Source organism: Sunxiuqinia sp. A32 (assembly GCF_052690465.1).
On sequence record NZ_JBQYLI010000007.1, the window covers coordinates 191,933 to 207,586 of the forward strand.

16 protein-coding genes are annotated in these 15,654 nt (G+C 36.4%); 12 read left to right on the top strand and 4 right to left on the bottom strand.

Features of this window, described 5'->3' with window-relative positions:
* The first annotated feature begins 14 nt into the window (after positions 1-14).
* From leuC to leuB, 6 genes are read left to right on the top strand one after another with little or no spacing between them, the layout of a single operon-like run.
* Positions 15-1,415, top strand: a complete 1,401-nt coding sequence (leuC, locus tag ACUNWD_RS09550) for a 3-isopropylmalate dehydratase large subunit (RefSeq protein WP_445587572.1) — start codon at positions 15-17, stop codon at positions 1,413-1,415.
* A 31-nt stretch (positions 1,416-1,446) separates the two neighbouring features.
* Positions 1,447-1,803 carry a four helix bundle protein gene (locus tag ACUNWD_RS09555; RefSeq protein WP_445587573.1) on the top strand — a complete coding sequence of 119 codons (357 nt, stop codon included), beginning with the start codon at positions 1,447-1,449 and terminating at the stop codon, positions 1,801-1,803.
* A gap of 23 nt (positions 1,804-1,826) precedes the next feature.
* Entirely contained in the window at positions 1,827-2,411 is a 585-nt protein-coding gene (gene leuD / locus ACUNWD_RS09560) for a 3-isopropylmalate dehydratase small subunit (RefSeq protein ID WP_445587574.1), read from the top strand.
* Positions 2,412-2,423: 12 nt separating this feature from the next.
* Positions 2,424-3,968: an alpha-isopropylmalate synthase regulatory domain-containing protein gene (locus tag ACUNWD_RS09565; RefSeq protein WP_445587575.1), complete on the top strand. Its 1,545-nt coding sequence runs from the start codon at positions 2,424-2,426 to the stop codon at positions 3,966-3,968.
* Between the two features lie 13 nt (positions 3,969-3,981).
* On the top strand, positions 3,982-4,470 hold the full coding sequence (locus ACUNWD_RS09570) for a hypothetical protein (protein ID WP_445587576.1): 489 nt from the start codon (positions 3,982-3,984) through the stop codon (positions 4,468-4,470).
* Between the two features lie 23 nt (positions 4,471-4,493).
* Positions 4,494-5,558 (top strand): 3-isopropylmalate dehydrogenase, encoded by a 1,065-nt coding sequence (leuB, locus tag ACUNWD_RS09575; protein ID WP_445587577.1) that lies wholly within the window; start codon positions 4,494-4,496, stop codon positions 5,556-5,558.
* A 49-nt stretch (positions 5,559-5,607) separates the two neighbouring features.
* On the opposite strand, the gene ACUNWD_RS09580 is transcribed toward leuB, so the two are convergent.
* Both ACUNWD_RS09580 and ACUNWD_RS09585 read right to left on the bottom strand, forming a co-directional pair.
* Positions 5,608-5,739 carry a hypothetical protein gene (locus ACUNWD_RS09580; RefSeq protein ID WP_445587578.1) on the bottom strand — a complete coding sequence of 44 codons (132 nt, stop codon included), beginning with the start codon at positions 5,737-5,739 and terminating at the stop codon, positions 5,608-5,610.
* A gap of 327 nt (positions 5,740-6,066) precedes the next feature.
* Positions 6,067-7,500 carry a serine hydrolase gene (locus ACUNWD_RS09585; protein WP_445587579.1) on the bottom strand — a complete coding sequence of 478 codons (1,434 nt, stop codon included), beginning with the start codon at positions 7,498-7,500 and terminating at the stop codon, positions 6,067-6,069.
* A gap of 203 nt (positions 7,501-7,703) precedes the next feature.
* On the opposite strand from ACUNWD_RS09585, the gene ACUNWD_RS09590 reads away from it, so the two are divergent.
* Positions 7,704-8,486, top strand: a complete 783-nt coding sequence (locus ACUNWD_RS09590) for an MBL fold metallo-hydrolase (RefSeq protein ID WP_445587580.1) — start codon at positions 7,704-7,706, stop codon at positions 8,484-8,486.
* Positions 8,487-8,545: 59 nt separating this feature from the next.
* Here the strand turns inward: ACUNWD_RS09590 and ACUNWD_RS09595 are convergent, their stop codons facing one another.
* Both ACUNWD_RS09595 and ACUNWD_RS09600 read right to left on the bottom strand, forming a co-directional pair.
* Positions 8,546-11,332: a hybrid sensor histidine kinase/response regulator gene (locus tag ACUNWD_RS09595; protein WP_445587581.1), complete on the bottom strand. Its 2,787-nt coding sequence runs from the start codon at positions 11,330-11,332 to the stop codon at positions 8,546-8,548.
* A 269-nt stretch (positions 11,333-11,601) separates the two neighbouring features.
* A complete protein-coding gene (locus tag ACUNWD_RS09600; RefSeq protein WP_445587582.1) occupies positions 11,602-12,651 on the bottom strand; it encodes a M20 family metallo-hydrolase in 1,050 nt (349 codons plus the stop codon).
* Between the two features lie 149 nt (positions 12,652-12,800).
* Here ACUNWD_RS09600 and ACUNWD_RS09605 point away from each other — a divergent pair, with 149 nt between their 5' ends.
* The 5 genes from ACUNWD_RS09605 to ACUNWD_RS09625 are packed head-to-tail and all read left to right on the top strand — an operon-like array spanning position 12,801 to position 15,612.
* Positions 12,801-13,100, top strand: coding sequence for an ArsR/SmtB family transcription factor (locus ACUNWD_RS09605; RefSeq protein ID WP_445587583.1), 300 nt, complete (start codon positions 12,801-12,803; stop codon positions 13,098-13,100).
* Between the two features lie 58 nt (positions 13,101-13,158).
* The gene (locus ACUNWD_RS09610; RefSeq protein ID WP_445587584.1) at positions 13,159-13,392 is read left to right on the top strand and encodes a thioredoxin family protein; all 234 of its coding nucleotides are present in this window, start codon (positions 13,159-13,161) and stop codon (positions 13,390-13,392) included.
* 8 nt (positions 13,393-13,400) lie between these two features.
* Positions 13,401-13,832, top strand: coding sequence for a nitrophenyl compound nitroreductase subunit ArsF family protein (locus ACUNWD_RS09615; RefSeq protein WP_445587585.1), 432 nt, complete (start codon positions 13,401-13,403; stop codon positions 13,830-13,832).
* Between the two features lies 1 nt (position 13,833).
* The gene (locus ACUNWD_RS09620; protein WP_445587586.1) at positions 13,834-14,532 is read left to right on the top strand and encodes an aromatic aminobenezylarsenical efflux permease ArsG family transporter; all 699 of its coding nucleotides are present in this window, start codon (positions 13,834-13,836) and stop codon (positions 14,530-14,532) included.
* 36 nt (positions 14,533-14,568) lie between these two features.
* Positions 14,569-15,612, top strand: coding sequence for a permease (locus ACUNWD_RS09625; RefSeq protein WP_445587587.1), 1,044 nt, complete (start codon positions 14,569-14,571; stop codon positions 15,610-15,612).
* The last annotated feature ends 42 nt before the right edge of the window (positions 15,613-15,654 follow it).

A 15,654-nucleotide genomic window follows, 5' to 3' on the forward strand; every position in this document is an offset into this window, starting at 1 on the left:
ATTTTAAATTTATTATGGAAGCAAAAACTTTATTTGATAAGATTTGGGATTCACATGTTGTGAAAAATGTTGAAGGAGGTCCCAATGTTTTGTATATCGATAGACATTTTATACATGAGGTAACAAGCCCTGTTGCATTTTTAGGATTGAAAAATCGCGGTTTGAAAGTATTCCGTCCAGATCAAACCACTGCAACACCGGACCATAACGTTCCTACAATTAATCAGGAATTAAGCATTAAAGATGAGCTTTCCCGCAATCAGGTAGAAATGCTTGAAAAAAATTGTAAAGAACACGGGATTACCTATCACGGATTGGGAACTGAAGGACATGGCGTTGTTCATATTATTGGACCAGAGATGGGGCTTACCCAGCCAGGCATGACCATTGTTTGCGGTGATAGTCACACCTCAACTCACGGAGCTTTTGGAGCTATCGCTTTTGGTATTGGAACCAGCGAGGTTGAAATGGTATTGGCCAGCCAATGTATTATGCAGCCAAAACCCAAGAAAATGAAAATTACCGTTGATGGTGAATTAAGTAAAGGTGTAACTGCAAAGGATATCGCACTTTATATTATTTCAAAAATATCAACTAGTGGTGGAACTGGCCACTTTATTGAGTATGCAGGTTCTGCAATTACCAGTTTGAGCATGGAAGGTCGAATGACCTTGTGCAACCTGAGTATTGAAAGTGGTGCTCGTGGTGGAATGATTGCTCCGGATGAGACAACAATCAACTATATCGAAGGACGTGAATTCGCTCCAAAAGATGCTGATTGGGATAAAGCTGTAGAATATTGGAAATCATTAAAAACTGATGAAGGTGCTAAATTCGATACTGAGTATCATTTTGACGCAGCTGACATTGAGCCAATGATTACTTATGGAACGAACCCAGGAATGGGTATTGGCGTAACTCAGTCAATTCCTACCGGAAGCGATTTAGAAGGTACTGATAAAACGACTTTCCTAAAATCACTGAAGTACATGGATTACCAACCAGGTGAAGCCTTAAAAGGGAAAAAGGTTGATTATGTATTTCTAGGAAGTTGTACGAATGGACGCATTGAAGACTTCAGAGCTTTTGCTGATTTTGTAAAAGGAAAGAAAAAAGCTGCCGACATTAATGTTTGGTTAGTTCCTGGATCAAAAGCAGTTGAGAAGCAAATTCTTGCTGAAGGATTGGATAAAATATTTGAAGAAGCAGGAATGGCTCTTCGCCAGCCTGGATGCTCTGCTTGTTTAGCGATGAATGATGATAAAATTCCTGAAGGAAAATATGCAGTTGCTACATCTAACAGAAACTTTGAAGGGCGTCAAGGTCCTGGTGCACGCACCATGCTTGCTAGCCCTCTTACTGCAGCAGCTGTTGCTATAACCGGTGTTGTAACCGACCCACGCGAACTAATGTAATTGATTATTGATGAATGATTATTGATGATATATGAATAAGCAGATTCTTGAAAATAGGACAAAACTGTTCGCGCACAATTGTGTCAAGGATGCTGTTTCATTGGAAGGAAGTAAGCTTGGCAGTCATATCAGTGGGCAATTGATAAGATGTTCAACATCAGTCGCAGCAAATTATAGAGCTGCCAATTTAGCTCATTCAAAAGCAGCATTTACTGCAAAATTATCAATTGTTATCGAAGAAGCAGACGAATGCGGTTTTTGGTTGGAATTTGCCTCTGAAGAAAATATTCTTCACTCAAGTATTTCTGATCCGCTGATAAAAGAAGCATCTGAATTAACGTCTATTTTCATTTCATCAAGAAAATCAATTCAATTAAATAATAAGTAGAAAATAATAAATCATAAATAAAAATGGCCTACGATAAATTTATAACCTTAAAATCTCCAGCGGTACCGATGCCAATAGAGAATGTTGACACAGACCAGATTATTCCAGCTCGATTTTTAAAAGCAGTGGAACGTAAGGGATTTGGAGATAATCTTTTCCGTGACTGGAGATACGATAAAAGCAATCAACCAATTGCTGATTTTCCATTGAATGATAGTAAATACACTGGGAAAATTCTAGTTGGCGGCAAGAACTTTGGTAGTGGTTCAAGTCGTGAGCACGCTGCCTGGTCAATTTACGATTATGGTTTCCGTGTGGTTGTTTCCAGCTTTTTTGCCGACATTTTTAAAGGAAATGCCTTGAACAATGGATTACTTCCTGTTGTTGTTACACCAGCTTTCCTTGAAAAAATATTTGCTGCAATAGAGGTTGATCCAACTACTGAATTTGAGGTGGATTTGGAAAAACAAACGTTTACAATTGCTGCAACCGGTAAGTCTGAAGAATTTGAAATTAATCCATATAAAAAACATTGTCTGCAAAATGGGTTAGATGATATCGACTTTCTTGTAGATATGAAAGCTGAAATTGAAGCGTTTGAAAAATAAAAATAACCAATCATGACGGGGAAAGTAGTTGAGGTGCAAACCGATGTGCTCAGTATAATGGACACAACACTGAGGGATGGTGAACAAACCTCTGGAGTTTCATTTACTGATACAGAAAAGCTAAGTGTAGCTAAAGTTCTTCTTGAGAATGTTAAGGTTGATCGCATTGAAATTGCATCAGCCAGAGTTTCTGAGGGAGAGTTTAATGCTGCCCGTCGAATTATGGATTGGGCTAACAACAACGGACATCTTAACAAGATTGAAATACTTGGATTTGTTGATGGAAAAATCTCAATAGACTGGATTAATGATGCCGGTGGTAAAGTTCTGAACTTACTTTGTAAAGGTTCATACAAACACGTAACTCAGCAACTTAGAAAAACTCCGGAAGAGCACATTGCTGATATTCAGAAGTCATTAGATTACGCTGAAGAACTTGGCATTTCGGTAAATGTCTATCTCGAAGACTGGTCAAATGGAATGCGTAACTCTAAAGATTACGTTCATTTCATGGTCTCAAAAATGAAGGACATGAACATCAATAGAATCATGCTTCCGGACACGCTTGGAATCCTAGATCCGGACGAGACCTATGAATTCTGTAAAGAAATGATAGAATCTTATCCAAGTGTAAACTTTGATTTCCATGCTCATAATGATTACGATCTTGCGATTGCTAATGTTTTCCATGCAATTAAGGCTGGAATTCGTTGTGTCCACACCACTGTAAATGGTTTGGGTGAACGTGCAGGGAATGCTCCACTTTCAAGTGTCATTGCAACGATCAAAGATCATTTAAATATGAAAACCCTGGTAAATGAATCCATGCTAAACAGGGTTTCGAAACTGGTAGAGACTTTTTCAGGAATCCGTATCCCTACAAATAAACCATTGATTGGCGAATTTGTGTTCACACAGTGTAGTGGCGTACATGCAGATGGCGACAATAAGAACAATTTGTACTTTAATGACCTGCTTCCTGAACGTTTTGGAAGGATAAGAACATATGCTCTAGGAAAAACTTCAGGAAAAGCTAACATTAAAGCAAACTTAGAAGACATCGGCATTGAGCTGACTCCTGACGCTCTAAAAAAGGTAACAAACCGTATTATTGAGCTTGGAGACAGAAAAGAAACCGTAACTGCAGAAGATTTGCCGTATATTGTAGCTGATGTTCTTCACGAAAGTCTTGAACAACGAATTCACATCAACAATTATTCCCTGTCTCATGCGATGGGATTAAAACCGGCAGCAACTGTCAGTATTAAAGTTGATGGGAAAAATTTCGAAGAAAGTGCATCTGGTGATGGCCAGTATGATGCTTTCATGAATGCATTGAAAAACATCTATACTAGACTAAAGAAGCCATTCCCTAAACTTTTGGACTATACGGTGTCTATTCCTCCTGGTGGAAAAACTGACGCGTTAGTTGAAACAGTTATCCTATGGGAAATGGATCGCGAATTTAAAACACGCGGACTCGACCCTGACCAAACTGCGGCTGCCATAAAAGCAACCATACGGATGTTAAATTTATTGGAACATACAAACACATAAAAATTGATACGCCATGAACCGATTTACCAACCAAGGGAAAATACACTTTCCAAAAAACAAGATTTTTCGCCTTGCCAGGCGTCCAAAAAAACAAAAAAGTCAAGTTGTTTTAAAAGAGTGCTTCTGTCCTAACGGACATTCATTAATTGATGAAAACATGCATTTTTGCGAGCACCCTGGAATTAAGGTAAAGGTAAAACGGAATGGCAACGATGAAGGCTTTTTGGCCTTGAGCCCTAAATTTGGAGATTATTCAAAAATTACCATTGATATCAAATTAAAAAACGGAGACCTACTTGAAATGTTTTGTCCGGAATGCAATGCAAAACTACCGGTATATTCAAGCTGCTACGTTTGTGATAATCAAATGTTAACATTGTTTACATCTTCAGAGAAATCATATTCGCATTGTTTAGGGGTTTGTCAAAAAGTTGGATGTCATAATTCAAAAATGGTAGAGAGTAAAAGAATGCTCTATTCGGTAGCAAAAACATGCTCATAAACAAAAATTGAAATAACATAAAAATGAAACTAAATCTTGCTGTTCTCCCAGGAGACGGAATTGGGCCTGAGATTATTGAACAGGCGATGAAAGCTGTAAAAGCTATTGCTGAAAAATTTAATCACGAATTGGAATATCAACATGGTTTAACCGGTGCAACTGCCATCGATCAAGTTGGAGAACCCTATCCTGACAATACACACGAATTGTGCATGAAATCAGATGCAGTACTTTTTGGTGCTATTGGTGATCCAAAATTTGATAATAACCCAAAAGCCAAAGTCCGCCCGGAACAAGGACTTCTTTTGATGCGCAAAAAACTGGGGTTATATGCCAATATTCGCCCCGTAGAAACTTTCGAATCGCTGCTGCATAAATCACCACTTCGTCGCGAGTTAGTAGAAGGAGCTGATTTTGTTGCTATCCGTGAATTAACCGGTGGTATTTATTTTGGTGAGAAAGGGCGCAAAGACGACGGGAATACAGCATTTGATACGTGTACATACACCCGCGAAGAAATTGAACGTATCCTTAAATTAGGCTACGAATTCGCACTAAAAAGAAACAAGAAACTAACTGTGGTTGACAAAGCCAACGTTCTTGAAAGTTCAAGACTTTGGAGAGAAGTAGCTCAGGAGATGGCTCCAAACTATCCTGATGTAACTACAGAATACATGTTTGTTGATAATGCAGCGATGCAAATTATCCAGTGGCCTAAAAACTTCGATGTGATGGTTACAGAAAACATGTTTGGCGATATTTTAACTGATGAAGCAAGTGTGATTACAGGTTCTTTAGGATTACTTCCATCTGCATCAATGGGGATTCATACATCAGTGTTTGAACCAATCCATGGATCATACCCACAAGCGGCAGGAAAAGACATTGCGAACCCAATTGCAACGATTCTTTCAGCAGCGATGATGTTTGAATATGCGTTCAATTTAATGGACGAAGGCAAATTAATCCGTGACGCAGTTGCTGCTTCCATGTCAGAAGGGGTTGTTACAGAAGATATCGCTGAAGACAAATCATATAAAACCTCTGAGGTTGGTGATTGGATTGCTAAATGGATTTCAGAAAACTAAGATTCCAGATATTCTTATTGAGCCCTAATCAGCAATGGTTAGGGCTTTTTTATGATAACACCCACTTAATTGCAGCTTCAATACTTGAAAAAGGTCTGGATAAATAACCATCATCCTCGTTTTGTACTAAGGTAGGAATTACAATATCCTTAGGAGATTCAGTGACTATTGCAATCTTCATATTTTGGAATAACTCAAGATGCAATCGATAAAAGTCTGATATTTGTGTATACTCTTCCATATCGATTGCAAATGACGCTTCTCTATAGTCTAATATATATCCTCGAATATTCTTTGGTATCAGTTTATTCTCAATGGCGTATTCCCAAGATAAATGTATATCCGTAATCTTAATAATACCAAAATATTTCTTGTATAATATTCGGGTCTTCGGGTCATATCTATAATTGAAATTCTCTTTCATAAACTTTTAGACTATAATCTCTATCTTCTAATATAAAAATTATCACTAATCAAATTTCCAGCGCATAAAGACACAATCCATTTACTAAGGACTGTTTTGATTGATTATATTCAGAATATACGTATTATTAGGATAAAAATCCAGTACCTTCTCATAAACAGGTATTGCCTTATCTAATTGATTATTTTCCTTATATTTTTCAGCTAGCTGAAATAGCGCACCGGATGACTTTGGAAACAATTGGGCATTTAATTCAAAAACTTTAATTGCGTCATTCGTTCTTCCATACCAGGAAAGTTGATTTCCAAATTCACTGATTAATTTTTCTTCCGCATCAAAGAGATAATTGACAGACACAATTCTTTTAATTGTTGCATCAAGATCACCCCGTAAAAGAGATTTTGCTATTAATGGCATTACATCTTTTTTCGAATCGAGTATTGGAATATCATACAATAGTTTAGAAATCTCGCCCACAATTTTCTCTTTCACTAATTGACCGGTTCCTGTATTTCCTAATAGAATTATAGTATGCCTTTCATTTGGAAACCTTGTGATTAAAGAACTATAACTATCCGTCTCGCCACTACTCTCGTGCAACATCAATTCCCCCGTGTGACCAGTAATCGTAAAATTTTTTGTTTTCCAACCATAATTATTTGAGGGATCAAATAAGATAGATTTACTCAACTCCGACAATAATTGGTCAGTATAAAGTGCGCTGTCTAACTTGTAGAAGTCATCAACTGTTGAATAAATATTACCCGTCCCTTTGAATAAAGCCAGATTTAAATCCGGTTGTTTCTTAAGCCCTTCTGATGACAAGAAATATCCGAATGACAAATCAGAAATTTCTCCCATATTTTCGACAATTCCTGTATTTTCCATTTCGAGAGGTTGAAGAATTAAATCATTCAGAACCTGTTTATAAACTTTTCCACTTACTTTTTCTATAATCTTTGCTAATAGAAAATAACCAGCATTTGAATAAAAATAATTTGTTCCAGGATCAAAGAGCAAAGGCATTTGCTCTATTACGTTGATAAAATCATCATCACTAATGCCCTGATCAAATTTACCTTCAGACCAACCTTCCATTTGATAATAATTTTGAATCCCCGAAGTATGATTCAGCAAATGCTTAATTGCAACCTGAGATAGCTGATCAGGCAAACCCGTGAAAAATTCACTCAGTTTGGAATCAAGACTCAAACTTCCTTCATCAATCATTTTAAAAATCAAGACTGAGGTAAAGATCTGAGTAGTTGGACCTAGGATAAATTTTGTATGAATTGAGTTCTGCTTGTCGTTTTCGAGGTCTTCACTCCCGTATGCTTTCTTAAAAATGACCTCTCCATTCTTAGCCACCAACAACGTCCCACTAAAAAGACTGCTTTCTCCAAATGGCTTGATTATCTCTTCAATTGGACGATTAATAATTTCATTTTGCTGTGCATTCGTCTGGAAACATCCAATGCTAAAATATATCACTAATAGTAAGTGTAATACCTTGTTCATTCTTAAAGAATCGTTGATAGATTGGTTTTAACAAAAAAATAAATTGCATTAATTACAATTTGTTCATTACAAAACTACATTAATATGCAATTTATTCTAAAGCTAATTTAATAATTGACAAGAATATTTCAAGAAAAAAGTCTAAATTTAGATAGTTCAGGTTTTTGCGATTGATCTGAACAACTAAATGAAGGGACTTATTTATGAAAAGAATTGGCTTATTGAGAGCAATGTCCATTGCTCTAACTTTTTTCGTTATCGTTGCTGGGAAAGATATAAATGGGCTGGTTATCGAAACAGAAACTAGTCTGACTTATCAAACTAATTGCTATTTACTTTATGACATAGAAAGTAATGAGGCAGCCCTTGTTGATGTGAGTGAAAAGGTTGACTCATTAATTCAACTCATATCCGATAAGGATATCCAGCTAAAGTACATCTTCATCACGCATTGCCATCCTGATCATGTTTATGGTCTGGCTTCAATTAGGAAAAAATTTCCAGAAGCTAAGGTTTGTTTCTCAAAAGAAGAATATGATGCGATGCTGCATGTTTATTCGAATTGGAAGGAAACCTACTCAAAATCAGCTGTGAAAATTTTAAAAAGTGAAGTTGAGTTGTATCGAATTGCGGATATGGATTTCACTGAAATTGGAGAACCAGACATATGGATTCAGGAAAATGACAGCCTGTATATAGGGAATACACTAATAAAAACATTGCTTGTACCGGGTCATGCACCCGGAAGCATATGCTACTATACTGATAAAATTGCATTTACCGGTGATGAACTATTTTACAGAGGAGTTGGAAACACCCAAAAATATCCGAACTCTTCATTTCCAAAACAAATAGAATCTGTTCGCAAACTTTACAAATTTCTCGACGAAAATACCATTGCCTATCCAGGACATGGACCACAAACTATAATTGGTGAAGAAAAAGTAGAAAATCCCTACATATCGGAAAAAGACGCAATTCAATAACGTTGTAACCAACGTTACTATTACTAAAGTAAATGAAAGGTTTATATAATCGACATCGTTTATTTGAAATACTTATCTAGCAATAGAATCAGTTTCTCCCTGTCAATTGGTTTTGAAATATAATCATTGCATCCCGCATCAATTGCCATTTCGCGATCATCGGCTAAAGCAAAAGCAGTTTGAGCGATAATAATTACTTCTTTATTGAATTTCCTAATTCGGTTGGTAGCTTCAAATCCATTCATTTCAGGCATTTTCAGATCCATCAGAATTAAATCAATATCTGCATTGCTTTTACAAACCTCAATTGCTTCAGCTCCATTGACTGCAACAATAATTTCCTTACAATAGCTTTCCAGAGTTGTTGAAAGTAGTATCGATGAAACCTCATCGTCTTCGACAATAAGCATTTTTAGCTTTTCATTCAAACTCTTTTTATCGGATTCTATTTCAGTAATTGATAACTTTCTATCATTACTTCGATCACCAGTATCAACCTGCTTATATGGTATTGTAAAATGAAATGCTGCGCCATGCCCTACTTCACTCTCAACCCAAATTTTACCACCTAGCAAATTAACATACGCCTCAGTAATGGAAAGCCCTAAACCAGCACCTTCATAACTTCGGGTAATTGACACGCTGCCTTGAATAAATCTTTCAAAAATAACATTCTGCTGATCGACCGGAATCCCTGCACCTGTATCCTTCACGAAAAACTCTATAAATTCATCTTTCTTTACACAACCAATTTCAATACTTCCCTTTTCTGTGAATTTAATCGCATTCTTAACCAGGTTTGTCAAAATCGCATATAATTTTTCTCTGTCAGTTTGTATTATTGAATTACTCGAATTCAACTTTTTGTCGAAAACTAGCTGTAACTTCTTCTGTTCAATCTCAGGTTTGAAGAATTTATAGATATATTTTAACTGCTCATTTATATCAGTTGTTGAAATTGTAACATCCATTTGTCCTGACTCAATTTTCGAAATATTAATGATATCATTAATAATATTGAGCATCCGGATTCCACTCCGTTCTATAATTTGAATATAATTCTGTTGTTCTTTGCCAGAAAGTCTTGGTTCTTTCAGAAGCTCTGCAAATCCAAGTATACCGTTCATCGGGGTTCGAATTTCATGACTCATATTTGCAAGGAATGCAGATTTTAAACGGTCACTTTCTTCAGCTTTTTCTTTTGCCTGAATTAATGCTTCTTCCGCGTTTTTGCTGTCGGTAATATCTCTAATAGTACCAATCATAGAAATGGGTTCATGATCATCATTAAATTTTAATCGTCCAATACCATGTACCCAACGAGTTTCTTCATCATTTATCCTTCTAATTTTATATTCTTTATTGAAGTCCAATCCTTTCCCAACCACCTCATTACTAAAATAATTAGCCATTATTTGACGAAATTCCGGGTGGACGATTTCCAACCAGCCCTCAACATCTTTTTTATAGTTGGCATTGATCCCCAAGATGGTATTAAGAACTTCTGAGCATTCCCACAAACCAGTTGTAAAGTCCAAAGTATACGTTCCTAAATTTGCAATCTGTTGAGTTTCTTTAAGATATTGAGTATTTAATAGAAGGGCATCTTCTGCGTGTTTACGCTTTGTTCTATCTCTACCGTTAATAACAAACCCTAATGTTAATCCCTGATCATCATAATAAGGAGAGTATTTTATCTCAATATACCTGAGCCCTGTCGGTTCAGGGAATTTAAACCATTCTTGTCTTACTACTTCTTCTCCTTTTAAGCATTTGATTGCGGTCGGCTGTATCACAGAGTCAAAAAATTCCTTACTAAATATTTCTCTCATTGATTTTCCAATCATTTGAGCCGGGGTTAGGTTAAAAGTAGCTGCGTATGTGTCATTAACAACCCGATAATGATAATTTTTATCAACCAAGGCCATTCGGTCCGAAGAACTGGAGAAGATGTGTTCATACTGACGAAGTGCTTCTTCTGCTTTTTTTCGATCTAAAATATCAATACCGACTCCTGCTAAATATCTTTTACCCTGCAATTCAAGACTTACTCCTGATAATATGAACGGAATATATCTTCCATCTTTTGTTATTAATTGGGCTTCGATTTCGTTTTCACCTCTCTCCATTGCCAAATCCACTGCCTCTGAAACAACCGCTTTCAAATCAGTGCTGTGCCATTCAAAAATTGAGCGATCTTTAAGTTCTTCTGACGAATAGCCAAAAACAGTTTCATGATTTTTGTTCCAATCGACAAGCTTTAGCTCTGGATAAGAGTATAGATAAAAAATACCAGGAAGACTATCTAACAAACTCTTCACATATTGCTGATCCCTAATCAGTTGATCTTCATAGCGAATTCGTTGAGTGAGGTCAATCCCCTGCACAAGAACATTTGTAACTTTCCCATTCGCATCCAATATAGGGGTAAAAAATGATTTAACTATTTTGTGTGTCGGATTGGCAACATTTACATGATTTACCTGACCAAAATTGTAGTCAACTACAATATCAGTTATCTCACCATCTTCAAAGACCCTTTTCAATTGAGGTATAAATCCCTGTTCTACAAGCACTTCATCTTTAAACAAGTTGTACTTTCCTATCACCTCCTCTTCGGTAGCACCAAAAAATCTTTGACATGCTTTATTCACTCGAATGGCAATTCCATTATCATCAGACAACCAGGCACTTATAGCTGACTCATCAATAATTTTATTCAAAAATTCGGATTTTTCAGCTAATTCTTCCTTTTTACGTAAATTCTCTTTTACATCACTTAGCTCCTCTTGAAGTCGATGAAGCTCGTTAATGAGATCTTCCTTAGATTTTTCCCTATAATCCATTTCTACGCAATTTTAGAAATCCCCCCAATCTATAGTTGTTCAAGAATTTAGATAGATTTAATACATCTAATCACCTAAAAACTAATGCATCAAAGTAATTCTCAGCCAACTATGTTCCAATATATCAATTAATTTTCAATTAATCTGTGATATATAACCTGTATAGGAAAAAAGATTCTAATGAATGATGTATTAAATTGAATCTCCTATAAAATCAAATACATTGATTCTTAGGAGAAACAACATTCGTCTATTTAACCACAACGATGCTAATCCAAGGTTAAATCGTTGAGTAATTTTATGTAGGTAGAAAAACCCTCTTCAATTTCGGAAAGAAGAATATATTCATCTGCAGTATGCGATCTGGCGCTATCTCCCGGACCAATTTTTATGGAGCGGAACGGCATTACAGCCTGATCCGATGTGGTTGGTGATCCATAATAACTAAGGCCCAACGATAAACCCCGCTTAACGATAGGATGCGTTACTTTAATGCCTGAAGAATTTAATTTATAGGACCTTGCTTTCACTTCTGAATCGACCAAATTATTAATGATCTCAAAGGCTTTTTTATTTGAATAGTGCTCATTTGTACGAACATCCACAACAAAACTGCATTGATCGGGAACTACATTATGCTGATACCCTGCGTTTATCTGGGTAACTGACAATTTTACATCACCCAAAACTTCTGAAGTATTGTCAAATTTAAAATCCCTGATCTTTTGAATATCATCCAATGCTTTATATAGCGCATTTTCGCCTTCATTCCTGGCAGCATGGCCTGCTTTACCAAAAGCTGTACAATCTAAAACCATCAACCCTTTTTCTGCAATGGCCATTTGCATTTGTGTTGGCTCACCAACGATGGCTAAATCAACTTTCCCGAATTCGGAAATGAGACTCTCCATTCCACCGGCACCAGAAACTTCTTCTTCCGCAGATGCCGCATAAATCAGGTTGTAAGGAAGCTCGTTTTGCGCATTAAAATAAACGAATACCGCCATTAATGTAACCAATGAAGCTCCTGCATCATTACTTCCCAAACCAAAAAGTTGATCACCATTCAATTCTGCTGCAAACGGATCTTTCGTCCAATTCTTTACTGGTTTCACAGTATCAATATGTGAGTTAAGCAAAACAACTGGTTTTCCGTCTTTCCATCCAGCATTTCGTGCCCAGGTATTATTCCCTTTGGTTTGAAAACTTATTCCTTTTTCGGTTAAAATACTTCTTACGATTGCTGCAACATCAGACTCCTCTCTACTAAATGAAGGAGTTTGTATCATCTTTCTCAAAAGGTCAATGTATTCTTTCATACTTCCTGATTAGAATGACAAATGTAATAATGTTTCCTAAAGAAACAGTTCTAAACTCCAATTGCATATTATATGCAATTAATTATTGATTACGATTTCCAATTAATAAAAAATTCCTAAATTTGTTCGCAATATTACGAACACTAAAAATGGAACAACCAACTGTTTTTACAGAAAATCAAATTCAAACAGCACGCTTTGCTAAAGCGATGGGGCATCCCGTTCGCTTATACGTACTTGAACTATTGAACAACCAATCATGCTGTTACAGTGGCGACTTAACTGATATTCTTCCAATTGCAAAGTCCACCTTATCCCAGCATTTGAAAGAATTGAAGGATGCCGGATTAATTCAAGGTGAAATTGAAGGTCCTAAAATTAAATATTGCATCAACCGAACGAACTGGGAAAAAGCGGAAGAATTATTCCGGAAATTACTGAAAAGCTAAAAAAATTTATCACACTTGTTCGCTGTTTTGCGAACTACGAATAAAAACTAAAATCAACATGGAAATCAAAGTACTTGGAACAGGCTGTAAAAAGTGTAAAACTCTTGAAGAATCAACAAGAAGAGCTGTGAGTGAGGCAGGTATTGACGCTACCGTTACTAAAGTAGAAGATATGCTTGAAATGATGAAACTGGGAGTCTTGACTACTCCTGCCCTTGTTGTTGATGGAAAAATCGTTTCAAAAGGAAAAGTTTTATCTGTTAACGAAATCATCGAATTACTCACCCAATAATTTTTATCATGAAAAAACTAATATCCATCACCATTTTTATTTTTGCAATCAGTGTTTTCAATGTTAATGCTCAATGCTGTGATAAAAGCTCAATTGCTGTAAAAACAAAGAAGTGTTGTTCTGACACAAAAGAAACTTCTGAAGTAAAAGCATATTATTTTCACGGAACAAGGCGCTGCGTGACTTGCGAGGCTGTTGAATCTGTAACCAGAGATGCCTTAAAAGAATTGTATGCAGATAAAGTTACGTTTGACTCAATAAACAGAGAAGAAGACAATGAAAATGCCCTTGTGAAAAAATATAAAATCAGTGGTCAGACGCTTATCATTGTAAAGGGAGAAAAAGTCGTCAATTTGACCAACGATGCCTTTATGAACGCAAGGACAAAACCTGAAAAATTGAAAGCAAAAATCAAGTCAACCGTTGATGATTTAATCTAGCATGGAAATTCTTCAGAACATACTGGAAAACTCTGAAACCCCAATTTTGTCTGCATTCATTTTGGGACTGATGACGGCCATCAGTCCTTGTCCACTTGCAACCAACATTACCGCAATTGGATATGTCAGCAAAGATTTGACTATGCAGAGGAGAGTATTTTATAATGGGTTAATCTACACTATTGGGCGTGCAATTTCATATACGTTAATTGGATTGCTTTTTTACTTTGGAGCAAGTCATTTTGAAATTTCTGGTTTTCTGCAAGAATGGGGCGAAAAAATTATAGGCCCTTTGTTGGTTATCATTGGCCTGTTTATGCTTGGATTGCTTCAACTAAGAATCCCCGGCATGGATGGAATTACGGGAAAGATGGAAAATATTTCCTACAAAAGTTACTGGAATGTTTTGCTCTTGGGCGTTGTTTTTGCATTGGCATTTTGTCCATATAGTGGAGTTTTATATTTCGGAATGCTTATCCCAATGACCATCTCAAGCATCAGTGGATTGTATTTACCAATCATCTTTGCACTTGCAACGGGAATCCCGGTAATTCTTTTTGCGTGGCTAATTGCATACAGTATTGGATCCGTTGGGAACATTTACAATAAAATAAAAAGCTTTGAAATGTGGTTTAGGCGAATTGTCGCTATCATTTTCATTGCTGTTGGAATTTACTATATCATCATTCTGTTTTTTTAAAAGATCAGAAACAAATTTGCAAGCAAGCGATCAGATATGAGAGAGAGAATAATCAATTTGCAACGAAATATACCTGCGTGGACAGTTCCTGTTCTGTTATTACCTGTTTGGCTTTTTGTCTACATAAGTCTGCAATCGGTTTCAGACTTTATAATTGATGATTTATTCTCCATGCAGACAGGAACGCATCTGGCGGAATCCATTCGGTTCTTCATTTTTGAAGTCCCGAAAGTTTTATTGCTTCTTGTTCTAATCATCTTTTGTATTGGAATTATTAATACCTACTTCACGCCTGAAAAAACAAGAAAAATTTTAGAAGGAAAATCACTGTTCACCGGCAATATCCTGGCATCAATACTGGGTATTGTGACTCCTTTCTGTTCATGTTCTGCAATTCCATTATTTCTAGGATTCGTTGAAGCAGGTGTTCCAATTGGTGTCACTTTCTCATTTCTTATTGCCGCACCTATGATCAACGAAGTAGCTTTGGTACTACTAATCGGTTTGTTCGGATGGAAAGTGGCCCTCATTTATGTTGGAACAGGATTAATCGTAGCGATTCTATCCGGATGGTTAATTGGTAAATTCAAGCTGGAAAAGTATGTTGCTGAATGGGTATTTTCGGTTAAGTCCAACCAAAATGAGGAGACCGAGATCAAAATTACTTTTCAAGATCGAATTAAAAATGGGTACCATTCAGTTAAAGAAATTCTGGGCAAAATATGGATTTACATCCTAATTGGAATTGCTGTTGGTGCTGGAGCTCATGGCTATGTGCCTGAAGATTTTATGAGTACCCTTCTGGGAAAAGAACATTGGTACGGTGTACCTGTTGCAATATTAATTGGGGTGCCAATGTATTCCAATGCTGCTGGAATTATTCCAATTGTCAGTGTATTAATTGAAAAAGGGGTTTCACTGGGTACCGCACTTGCCTTCATGATGTCGGTAATCGCATTATCTCTTCCAGAAGTTATCATTCTTAAAAAAGTACTAAAATGGCAATTGATCGCCATATTTATCGGAATTGTTGCCACCGGAATTTTAGCTGTTGGCATCATTTTTAATTTCATCATGTAACAAGAAAAAGCAGAATGATGTGTGTTGAGTGATTGCTAGGCT

What these genes read in the sequence shown, in the direction of transcription:
- ACUNWD_RS09620 (WP_445587586.1), top strand. Translation starts at nt 13,834, where the DNA reads ATGGAAATTCTTCAGAACATACTGGAAAACTCTGAAACCCCAATTTTG.
- ACUNWD_RS09605 (WP_445587583.1), top strand. Translation starts at nt 12,801, where the DNA reads ATGGAACAACCAACTGTTTTTACAGAAAATCAAATTCAAACAGCACGC.
- leuC (WP_445587572.1), top strand. Translation starts at nt 15, where the DNA reads ATGGAAGCAAAAACTTTATTTGATAAGATTTGGGATTCACATGTTGTG.
- ACUNWD_RS09610 (WP_445587584.1), top strand. Translation starts at nt 13,159, where the DNA reads ATGGAAATCAAAGTACTTGGAACAGGCTGTAAAAAGTGTAAAACTCTT.
- ACUNWD_RS09585 (WP_445587579.1), bottom strand. Translation starts at nt 7,500, where the DNA reads ATGAACAAGGTATTACACTTACTATTAGTGATATATTTTAGCATTGGA.
- ACUNWD_RS09570 (WP_445587576.1), top strand. Translation starts at nt 3,982, where the DNA reads ATGAACCGATTTACCAACCAAGGGAAAATACACTTTCCAAAAAACAAG.
- ACUNWD_RS09615 (WP_445587585.1), top strand. Translation starts at nt 13,401, where the DNA reads ATGAAAAAACTAATATCCATCACCATTTTTATTTTTGCAATCAGTGTT.
- leuB (WP_445587577.1), top strand. Translation starts at nt 4,494, where the DNA reads ATGAAACTAAATCTTGCTGTTCTCCCAGGAGACGGAATTGGGCCTGAG.
- ACUNWD_RS09565 (WP_445587575.1), top strand. Translation starts at nt 2,424, where the DNA reads ATGACGGGGAAAGTAGTTGAGGTGCAAACCGATGTGCTCAGTATAATG.
- ACUNWD_RS09590 (WP_445587580.1), top strand. Translation starts at nt 7,704, where the DNA reads ATGAAAAGAATTGGCTTATTGAGAGCAATGTCCATTGCTCTAACTTTT.
- ACUNWD_RS09600 (WP_445587582.1), bottom strand. Translation starts at nt 12,651, where the DNA reads ATGAAAGAATACATTGACCTTTTGAGAAAGATGATACAAACTCCTTCA.
- ACUNWD_RS09555 (WP_445587573.1), top strand. Translation starts at nt 1,447, where the DNA reads ATGAATAAGCAGATTCTTGAAAATAGGACAAAACTGTTCGCGCACAAT.
- ACUNWD_RS09595 (WP_445587581.1), bottom strand. Translation starts at nt 11,332, where the DNA reads ATGGATTATAGGGAAAAATCTAAGGAAGATCTCATTAACGAGCTTCAT.
- leuD (WP_445587574.1), top strand. Translation starts at nt 1,827, where the DNA reads ATGGCCTACGATAAATTTATAACCTTAAAATCTCCAGCGGTACCGATG.
- ACUNWD_RS09625 (WP_445587587.1), top strand. Translation starts at nt 14,569, where the DNA reads ATGAGAGAGAGAATAATCAATTTGCAACGAAATATACCTGCGTGGACA.
- ACUNWD_RS09580 (WP_445587578.1), bottom strand. Translation starts at nt 5,739, where the DNA reads ATGAAGATTGCAATAGTCACTGAATCTCCTAAGGATATTGTAATTCCT.